At 36.0% G+C, this 10,003-nt stretch carries 7 protein-coding genes; 2 read left to right on the forward strand and 5 right to left on the reverse strand.

Annotation, left to right across the window (positions count from 1 at the left end; genetic code table 11):
• Window positions 1-216 precede the first annotated feature (216 nt).
• On the reverse strand, window positions 217-1,545 hold the full coding sequence (locus AW17_RS21845; RefSeq protein ID WP_157280392.1) for a hypothetical protein: 1,329 nt from the start codon (window positions 1,543-1,545) through the stop codon (window positions 217-219).
• 120 nt (window positions 1,546-1,665) lie between these two features.
• On the opposite strand from AW17_RS21845, the gene AW17_RS21850 reads away from it, so the two are divergent.
• Window positions 1,666-2,070 carry a helix-turn-helix domain-containing protein gene (locus AW17_RS21850; RefSeq protein ID WP_029280128.1) on the forward strand — a complete coding sequence of 135 codons (405 nt, stop codon included), beginning with the start codon at window positions 1,666-1,668 and terminating at the stop codon, window positions 2,068-2,070.
• Window positions 2,071-2,149: 79 nt separating this feature from the next.
• Here AW17_RS21850 and AW17_RS21855 read toward each other — a convergent pair whose 3' ends face one another.
• Genes AW17_RS21855 through AW17_RS21865 form a run of 3 tightly spaced genes read right to left on the reverse strand, consistent with a single transcriptional unit; the run spans window position 2,150 to window position 6,679 of the window.
• On the reverse strand, window positions 2,150-3,268 hold the full coding sequence (locus tag AW17_RS21855; protein ID WP_051692036.1) for a protein NO VEIN domain-containing protein: 1,119 nt from the start codon (window positions 3,266-3,268) through the stop codon (window positions 2,150-2,152).
• Window positions 3,249-4,607: a dGTP triphosphohydrolase gene (dgt, locus tag AW17_RS21860; RefSeq protein WP_029280132.1), complete on the reverse strand. Its 1,359-nt coding sequence runs from the start codon at window positions 4,605-4,607 to the stop codon at window positions 3,249-3,251. Before dgt ends, AW17_RS21855 begins: the two co-directional genes overlap by 20 nt.
• Before the next feature lie 2 nt (window positions 4,608-4,609).
• Window positions 4,610-6,679: a DUF2779 domain-containing protein gene (locus tag AW17_RS21865; RefSeq protein ID WP_209444312.1), complete on the reverse strand. Its 2,070-nt coding sequence runs from the start codon at window positions 6,677-6,679 to the stop codon at window positions 4,610-4,612.
• Between the two features lie 838 nt (window positions 6,680-7,517).
• Between AW17_RS21865 and AW17_RS21875 the strand changes: the two genes are divergently transcribed.
• On the forward strand, window positions 7,518-8,264 hold the full coding sequence (locus AW17_RS21875; RefSeq protein WP_029280138.1) for a hypothetical protein: 747 nt from the start codon (window positions 7,518-7,520) through the stop codon (window positions 8,262-8,264).
• A gap of 227 nt (window positions 8,265-8,491) precedes the next feature.
• Here the strand turns inward: AW17_RS21875 and AW17_RS21880 are convergent, their stop codons facing one another.
• Entirely contained in the window at window positions 8,492-8,788 is a 297-nt protein-coding gene (locus tag AW17_RS21880; RefSeq protein WP_157280393.1) for a hypothetical protein, read from the reverse strand.
• Between the last annotated feature and the right edge of the window lie 1,215 nt (window positions 8,789-10,003).

Raw genomic sequence — 10,003 nt, forward strand, 5'->3', positions numbered from 1 at the left:
GATGCAAGCCTTGATTTTTGGTTACCTTTTTATCAAGAAAAAGGTAAGAGCCCCTCGGCGGCGGTGAGCCGAGGCAAGACTGAGCCTAAGGTAAAGAATAGCGACCGCTTTAAGGTTCCCGCCTGCGCGGGAATGACGACCGCGTTAGTAATACTGTAAACAAACATCATCCCATCGGGAATAACGACCATATTACTAGTAACGTAAATACCCCCATTACCCCCTCTTAACCACATAACACCGCTCAATCCCCTCAACATATCTTTCAAAATGCGCATTATAATACCCTTTCGGTACCTGTACCCTAAAACTCACCCTACTAAAAAACCATACCAGTTTATAATCCATTTCCGCTCCAAGCAAATACCACAAATACGTTTTAACGCAATCGCAAACCAAAAACAGCGCAACGCTATCGCTACTTAATTTCAACAGCTTCCCCTTTACCTTAAGCCTAAGCTGCAGTTCAAAATAATCACCCTTATCCCTTAACACAAAGCTTAAAACAGGAATATCCATCGAGAAAAAAGCCAGTTTCATATCCCTTCTTACAGGTTTGCCCGCAATATTCCGCATGCCATACGTATATAGATAATGCGTAAAAGGTTGCTGTACCAATAACGGTAAGGCCTTGTTCCATAACTTAAAAATTTCGACGTGATTAGCCTCATTAATCCTGCTAATTTCGGCTACGGTTTCGGGTAGCGCAGCGTATGCACTGAAACGTATTGAAGCAATCTTTTTCATGGCAAAGCAAATGCTGTTCAGCTCCTGCTGTTGTGCCGATACATTTATCCCCTCAACATCTTCCGCATTAAACACAAAACGTTTGTACGATTTTACCGTTTTCAGGTAAGCAGTGGCAGCATACACATAAGGAATAAGAAAAGGATAATGGTTGGTGTGGAAATTCAACAGATCTGTATTGGCAAAACAATAGCCAACACCCATTGGTGCCAAATCAGCAACGGCGTGTTTAGCCCCAATTGACCGCGGTGTAAGCACCCGCTCCTTAACCTCCGGAAAATAATCACCAGGCCTAAATAAACCGATAAACTTTTTCTTTAATCTAATCTCCGGTCCGTTAGGTTTTTTAATAAGATCTACATATTTCGATCGCTCCGCATTCACCCCAAAACATTCGGGCCAGTAATATTCATTAAAATCAAGGCAACCCGTCCACAGCATGGCCCGCAAGATATGGTAAGCATAACGCCCCAGGTACGTTTCATCCGTATCTACACTACAGCTCACCAATAAATGATCGTACGCTACCGCAATATAAACCCTTTCTGCCGCCTCATTTTTCAACTTAACATTAACGGTTAACAAACCCTGCTTAAAAGAAAGCAATTTCTTTTCTACCAGGTTAGGGTGTTTACGCACCTTAAATGTGCTATGCAGTTCAAGGGTTTCCAACCTTAACACCTTGCTCCCTTTTTCGAAAGGCAGTTTGTAAAACTGCGAAAGTGGTTTTCCTGCAATTGTAATTGGCGCAGACTCCTCTTTCGCCTTTTCTACTGGCTTTAATAGGTTCTTTTTCATATCTTCATCCTTAATACTTACAATTTCCGACAGAAAAAGCGGGTACCGAACCACAGGCAATTGTTTAAAACAATTAGGCAGTTGTTTCTTACCCTACAAAAAATTTAGATATATTTGGCTATGGAAACCGCTGAAAAACCCAACCGTAATCACTTAGGCCGTAAAATTAGCCGCATCCGCGAACTGCGCGGCATGAAACAAGAAACCTTAGCTACCGAACTCGGCATTAGCCAGCAGGCCATTAGCAAACTAGAGCAAAGCGAAGAAATTGAAGATAGCACTTTAGAAAAAGTAGCAAAGGTTTTGGGATTGACAGCGGAATCAATAAAAAATTTCAGCGAAGAAGCTGTTTTTAATATTATTGGCAATACCGTTACCAATCATGATAACGGTTCTTTATTTAACTACCAACCTACATTTAATCCATTAGATAAATTAATGGAAGCATTAGATGCTAACAAAGAATTGTACGAAAGGTTATTGACTAGTGAAAGAGAGAAAGTGGAGATATTGAAGAATAAATAGAAAAAATAAAAAGCCTGATCAGAAATGATTGGGCTTTGTTGTGTATAGTTTTACCTAAAATATTTATTATAATATTGAATTAAAGCATCCTGACCTCATTGCCCGAAACAAAATAAACCCGAATACCAAGCTTATCCATTGAAGCTTTTATATATCCCATCATTGGTTCGTGGTTCATAGGGAACGCTAAGGCAAATTCGGCATCTTTATACTCAGGCTTATTCATAGACCTTAGTGTTGTAAAAAGTGCTACGGCTCCATGATTCCAGATTTGATTACCCGTAAAATATTGACCGTATCTTTTAGATTTTTCATTAGCGCTAGTTTCTCCTTTAACTTCTACATAGAGTTTTTTCCCTTCCGAACTTTCGGCGGTGATATCAAAACCTTTTTGTTTTGTCGTTAATTGGTTTAAAATTTTATAACCATTCTTTTTTAAATATTCTGCTAATAGTTGTGTAATATCATTCTCTGTTAACATAATTTGACCTTTAAATATTTTTACATATTCTTTAATATATGCATACTCATATTTTATCTCTTTAAAATGCTTTAATTGAATATTATTAAAATCAACTTCTTTAAAATCGTAAAAATGACTTATACAATACTTCTTCAAATTCTCAGAAATAGTTAAATTGAATTTTTGATGATAATAGATAGAATTAACTATACATAAATGTGGCATAGGGTTTTCCTCAAGCACCAAATCAATAGTCTTCGTTTTTAAGAAATCAATAAAGTTTTTAGTGTAAACAAACTCTTTTGCATTAAAATGAAAAATCACTGATGAAAAATTAAAAAACGCAGTCTTAGGTAATGAGTAAAAATCAAAAAGATCAGATTTAACCTTATCTTTTTTATAAGCCCATGTATTCTCTACATGCCACAAATCAACACTTAAAGTTCCTATTTTTAACTTATATCCGCCAAAGCTATTTTGTTTATATTCTAAGTTGGATAAGAAACTAGAAAGCATATCTTTTTCAGTTTTAACTACCACATCAAAGTCCCGTATTTGCCCATTATATTTAATAAAAAAATTGCGCACTACTCCACTGAAAATATAAACTTCCGCAATTTTTGATAACTCTTCTAAAAAACTAAAACCTTTAACGCCAATCTTATCCTTTAGAAAATTTAAAAAATTATCGGTTTTAGTCTTATCGTGAATATTATTAATTAATTTTTTGTCCACTTAATTTTTGAAATTGATTTAGGGCAAACTGATCGGTCATTCCACTAATATAATCGACAATTACTCTTAGCTTATAATAATGACTCAATTCATCAAAATTTTTAACATCATTTTCAAGTAAGGAAGCTCTTACAATGCTATTAGATAACATACCTTGAGCTTTTTTTGTATACTTAGTATCATCATAGAAAAGAAAATCCGTATAAAACTTCAATAATCCACTTAATACAGAATGACCAGTCATTTCCAATGATAAGATTTCTCGATTTGGAAGTATATGCTTCTTACAAAAATCCTGAAATCTTTCTGCTAATCCAAGCTTGCAGTCAAAAATTAATTCACAATTGTAAGTTCCTGCATATATTGATTCGATATTATCTATGAATTTCTTTGAAGCCAAAGAAACCAGCCTACGAATAACTTCTATTCTAAACTTAACAACTCTAGTCACCTCAAGCTCTTCTCCTGGATATTTTGTGTCTAAAAAATCAAAAAAGGTATCTAGATTATCTGTCTCGCTAAAAAAGGTTTTTAAGCCTGAATATTTATACCACTTTTTATTGAATCCATCTTCCATATCCATGACAAGGTAACAAATTGAATCAGCTGCTTCCATTAGAAATGCTAAAGGATGCCTAATATTACCTGAAGAATTAGTGAGGCCACATTCTGATGTAATCTTTTCAAAATATTTCTTTTCCGACTGAAATATCCCTCTCTTATGTTTACTCAACACATCATCATTTTTATCACCATCATTTGGATATTTAATATATGAAGCTAAGGTTCCCAAAGTTAAGTTCAAACCATAAGCATCATCTAAAACCTGAAGTTTGGTTAGTATTCTAAATCCTTGTGCATTCCCATCAAACAGTGTAAAATCTCCCTTTTCTTCTTCTGTTAAATTATATTTTTTATTATCGCCAAGTTTTTCATCTTCCGTAAAAAGATTTTTGAAATAGTTTTTTATCACAGTTTCTCCGAAATGTCCAAAAGGAGGATTTCCTATGTCATGAACTAGACAGGAACTTTGCAATATTATTGGTATAATCCTCTCAAGTTCACTACGAGGAAATCCAGTTGAATTAACAAATTCATCATTCTTTAAGATATCCAAGCCAAGTGAATATCCAATAGCCATAACTTCCATTGAGTGAGTCAATCTGGAATGGATATTATCGTCAGCAGTAAGTGGAAAAACCTGGGTCTTATCATGCATTCTTCGTAGAGCTGGGCTAAATAATACTCTTCCATAATCGCTTTCAAACTCGTTTCTTGAGTCTGTAAGTCTAGTTGATTCTCTTAATCTATTGTCGTTTAATAATTTTTTCCAATTCATTTTTATAACATTTTGTTTTTCCAATATTCATAAATCATAACCATTGCGAACGTATCTAATTCACAATACTTCAAAAGAGATTTTTGTAATAATTTACGCTCTTCGTCGCTCATTTGAGTAAATTGCATACGTGCATAAGCTGTCATAGCAGCTCCTCCATCAGAGATTTCAATATCTTCTTCAGATATTAAAATGTCTAATAGATCTTGATCTATATCCTTAAATAAAGACTCTAATTTTTTGTAGGGATTGATTACTTTTCCCAAATTATCGTATTCAATCCAAGCCTGATTGGTGAAGTTCAAGCTAATAATATCATTGCCATAAATTGGCTTGCTATATTTACCTTTCAAATAGTCACTTGAGTTTAAGATTGCAGGCAAAATATCTTTAATCGAATTAGACCCATTTGTTAATGGAGAATAATAATATTTAAGTATCAGCTCTCGCAAATCAATCATGTTTCTTTTGCCTTCCCATTTATCAGCGGTACTGGTACTAGATTTTGTTATAGATTGAATCCAATTACACAGCTCTTCTTTATCATTTTCATTTGATTCTCTAAGTTGCCGATATATCGCATTAAGTATTGAATTCTCATGCGCAGCATATCTAAAAATGGTTCCAGAGTCCAAACTAAGTTCATTTTTTAATGCCCTTACAAAATCAAAATTAGGAAATACACCTACGTTGTAGTCTAACCATTGCCCTTTATGTTCAATAGTACCATCCTCGTAGATTACGTGATGAGAATATTGAAAAGCAATTTGTTCATACGGCCTTCGACCTTTATGAAAAGGAATTGCAACTGCTGAAGTTTCAAAATCTATGAAATGCAAAGGATATGTAAAAGTTTTAAAAACATTAGTTAATCCTTCAATATCAAGATAATCTGAATCGTCAGAATTTCTGACCTTTGTTATTTGCAGAATCTGCCTTTGTAGAGGCGTTAGCCCAGGTCCTTCTTTTTCAGTACTTTTTTTTGGAGCTAAATCTTCATCGGTCAATTGGCTTTGAAAATATCTACCTTCATTAAGCATTTTATCCTTTGATCTAAAATTCCAAACATTTAAAATAGATGGTTTTAAAAAATCATTTTCGTTGAACGCAACTTCTCGTTTCCAACATTCGTTAAAGCCGCTTAATTTTCCATCTTCTTGACCTAATACTACTTTAAACTCACAATCTTTACAAAAAGATTTGACTGGCGTTCTAATTAATTCATTCTTCTCATAACTATCAGAATAATACTTTATCCACTCAATAAAACTCCTTTCGGGTGCATCAAGGAAAGGAGTGTCCTCTAATAACGGATCAATGATAGAATCTACAGAAACTTCGCATAAAATTATGGCACCTAGCGAATCGACTGAAATATCTCCAATAACATTAACTTTCGTTCTACCTTGATCATCCGCAACCAATAAGAACTTTTGATTCAGCCCGTCAACAGTTGCAGTTGCACTTTTATCTGCTAAAATTAAGTAAGCTTTAACGACAAACTTTGGTAATGCACTTTGAACAACATATTTCTGAAAAGCAACATCGTATAAATAAGGTTTCCATTTTGATTCAATAGTTTCTTTTTTAGTTAAAAAAGATGGGTTTGTTCCATCAATAGATTTAGCCTTCACTTCGTACAGCGAGATTTCATTCCCTTTCTTAACTACAATATCGGCTCTTATGAAAAGATTTTCATACAAAAATGCTGCTTCATAAATAATTACTTCATCGAGTTTAAGTAATTCATTAGTTTTTCTCAAAGAAGATTCATATTCAAGTTCCTGAATATCATTTCCCCCAGGGAAATAACATTTTGCCAATTCCCCGACCTGAAATCCCCCATTTGCAAGGGCTTTTAAAAATGCATTATTTAATTTTTGATCAGGAAATTCTTTTTTTTTAGTGTAAAAAAGTTTTGTCGGGCATTCCAATGCCAATTTAAAGCGACTTTTGGTTAAAAATCTAGGAGTTAATTCAAATTCCATATTGTTTGTTTTAAGAGCATTAATTTTATTTATTATTTCATCTTCATTATCGCTTAAACGTTTAAGTCCCAAAGACTCTTTCAAAATATATTTTTATCAGTGTTTCTAATGCGTTTTATTATGATTTAAATTATTGGTTTGATTCTTTAAATATTGTTTAAGGCTTATTGCATTTGTACTTTCATAGGTAGGGTAACTAAATTTTAGGACATGCAGCTTCTGAATATAGTTTATAAACTGCAGATCCAAAGTGCTTTCCTAAAGTAAAGAAATTTGATGTTAATGCAGTATCAAGTTAAAATTAGTTAGCATCTGCTAAAAATTATTTGTTTTCAAATATATTAATAGCCAAAAATGATTTCTGCAAAACTTTTTGTAACAATAATAAGAAATCCGTTCTTTCTGTTAAAAAATAATAAATCCTAATTATTTTGCTGTTTTTTCTGACTATTTAATTAGGATCCATTTTTGATTTGAGATAAAATCAAAACTTATTAATATATATTATTCCTTCTTTTAGGTCTTACATATTAGGATAACCGCTTATATATAACGAAAAACTAACACTTGCACGCACTTCTCTCAACATATTCCTTATTGCCCTTACTATTATAATAAAAGCACCCACCTTTAGAGCCTTGATATAATTTTTGGCCGGATTTATACGTGCCGCATGGCGTATAAGTTTCGGTATCTGTACCTGCCCCAACTTCATTTTGTTTGCTACAGGCCAGTATACCAATACTTAAAAACAGGATATAATAAAATCTTTTCATGCAGCCAAGATACTTGGCCGCGAGATGTAAAAATTACGGTTTCCCGTACCTACTCAAAAAAAATCAACCTATTCTTTTAGTTGTAAATAAAATAATATTATCTTAATGCTAATTAATTATTTTATTTACTTTTTAAACATCATCTTATGTCTAAAACAAATGACACCGGCCACGCCAAAAACGTAGCCAATTTCGAAACCCTCATTGCTTTTTTAACTGGCTACGGCGCCGTTTACAATCCCAGCAATGCAAACATCCAGTTAACGAGTTTAACCGAGAAAGCTACCGCAGCAAAAACTATTAGCGAGCAAGTACACGATGCAGCTGCAAAAAACAGCAATGCCATTGCCATACGCGATCTGGCTTTTCAGCCTTTAAAAAAGCTGAGTACCCGAATCGTAAATGCGATAAAAGCGAGCGATGTAGCGCAACAGGTAATTGATAATGCCATTACCCACAACCGCAAAATTCAGGGCCAAAGGGCATCGGTAAAGTTAACCGAAGAAGAAAAACAGAAACTGGCAGCAAGCGGCACCATTGTTAACCAGGTATCTGCCTCGCAACAAAGTTTCGATAGCCAGCTCGATACCTTCGATAAACAGATCAAACTGTTAGCTACCATCCCTACCTATGCGCCCAACGAAGTAGAGCTGCAGCAGGCCACCCTTACCACCCTGTATAACGATTTATTACAGAAAAACCGCGATGTGGTATCAAAAACATCTGAGTTAAGTACCTTTAGGCTTAACCGCAACAAAATCTTGTATGATACCGAAACCGGTATAGTTGCACTCGCTTTAGATGCCAAGAACTACAGCAAATCGCTGTTTGGCGTAAGTACCCCACAGTACAAACAAATTTCGGGCATCCCGTTTAAAATGGTAAAAATTTAGCCTGTAATGAAAAAAATCATCCCAACCTTATATACATCTTAAAACAGCAACTCGGTTGCTGTTTTTGTTTAAAAGACATCCTGCAAACGGTTAACTGCAGTTATAATGTTATTAACTGCAAACTAAAAGTAACCTACCTCTCTAATAAAGTTGTTAACTGCGCTGGTAAAACTATCAACTGCAAACATAAACCTGCCAACTGCAAGTATAAAGTTGTTAACTGCAAACTAAAAGTAACCTACCTCTCCGATAAAGTTGTTAACTGCGTTGATAAAACCATCAACTGCAAACATAAACCTGCCAACTGCAAGTATAAAGTTGTTAACTGCGCCAATAGAACTGTTAACTGCAAGGATAAACCTGCCAACTGCAAGTATAATGTTGTTAACTGCGCTGATAGATCTGTTAACTGCAAGTTCAGAACTATTAACTGCGCTAACAATTCTGCCATCGGCAAGCATAAACCTAGCAACTGCAAGTATAATGTTGCTAACTGCGCTGATAGAACTGTTAACTGCGCTCATCATGCTGGCATCCGCAAGCATAAAGCTATCAACTGCGGATATAATGTTGTTAAATGCAATGCAAAGATTTCTCCTCCAAAGGAGTTCCTTCGGAACACTACGGTCGAAATGACGAATTTATCCGACATCAGATCCAAGCCTCGGGTTTTTGTTACTTTTGGGCCAAGCCAAAAGTAAAAGCCATTCGGTGGCTAACCAAGGCAAGCCCGAGCCTAAGGCAAAATAGGAAAAAGTACAGCAGAATAGCGAAAGCATTAAGGTTCCCGCCTGCGCGGGAATGACGACCGTATTAGAAAGTACAAAGATCTCTCCACTACGGTCGAGATGACGACCCAGCGTGCCCCTCATAGTTTCAAAGTAACCAATCTACGGATGCCTGTTATTCTCCCTGCTATCTGCTCCATGCTATCTGCATCCTGCTATCCGGCCTGGCAGATTTTCGCAGAAATAAGCATTGAAATTCTCGCACAACCCCACAATACACCGCTGCCCAAGGCAATATAAAGTCCCGATTCTTCATCGGGGCCTCCATATTGCCGCAATAAGAATTTCGATAGCTTAGTTCAAGAAAGGATGCAAGCCTTGGGTTTTTGTTACTTTTGGGCCAAGCCAAAAGTAAAAGCTCTTCGGTGGCTAACCGAGGCAAGACCGAGTAAGGGCAAGAATAATATTATTTCATAACCACCCCCAGCCCCTCATAGTTTCAGAGGAATAAACCTACGGATGCCTGTCTCTGCTTCATGCTATCCGGCCTAGCAGATTTTCGCAGGAAAAAGCACGGAAATCTGTGCAGTTCCCCTCATTATCCCACTACCCAAGGCAGGGTCAAGCGGGTGCGATGGGTTAAGCCAGGTTAAGAGCCTCGATACTGCCGCGATTAAGATTTCCGTAGGTTTTTACAAGAAAGGATGCGAGCCTTGGGTTTTTGTTACTTTTGGGCCAAGCCAAAAGTAAGAGCCCCTTCGGCGGCGGCGAGCCGAGGCAAGCCCGAACCCGAGGCAAAACCTGCAATTGTCATTCTGAACGCAGTGAAGAATCTCAGTAAAAGATCCTTCGTGCCTCAGGATGACAGAAAATTGTTAGCAACAAAAACGACGGAGTGACTGCCGTATCAATCGCAGATAACCCATAGTAGTAAGATTGCTTCCTCGGCTGAAAAAGCCTCATCGCAATGACGGATTTATTGTTGTAGTAGAATGACGACCGTATTATAGC

This window comes from Pedobacter borealis DSM 19626 (assembly GCF_000708285.2).
Lineage (GTDB): Bacteria > Bacteroidota > Bacteroidia > Sphingobacteriales > Sphingobacteriaceae > Pedobacter > Pedobacter borealis.

What these genes read in the sequence shown, in the direction of transcription:
- AW17_RS21880 (WP_157280393.1), bottom strand. Translation starts at nt 8,788, where the DNA reads ATGAGCGCAGTTAACAGTTCTATCAGCGCAGTTAGCAACATTATACTT.
- dgt (WP_029280132.1), bottom strand. Translation starts at nt 4,607, where the DNA reads ATGAATTGGAAAAAATTATTAAACGACAATAGATTAAGAGAATCAACT.
- AW17_RS21875 (WP_029280138.1), top strand. Translation starts at nt 7,518, where the DNA reads ATGTCTAAAACAAATGACACCGGCCACGCCAAAAACGTAGCCAATTTC.
- AW17_RS21850 (WP_029280128.1), top strand. Translation starts at nt 1,666, where the DNA reads ATGGAAACCGCTGAAAAACCCAACCGTAATCACTTAGGCCGTAAAATT.
- AW17_RS21845 (WP_157280392.1), bottom strand. Translation starts at nt 1,545, where the DNA reads ATGAAAAAGAACCTATTAAAGCCAGTAGAAAAGGCGAAAGAGGAGTCT.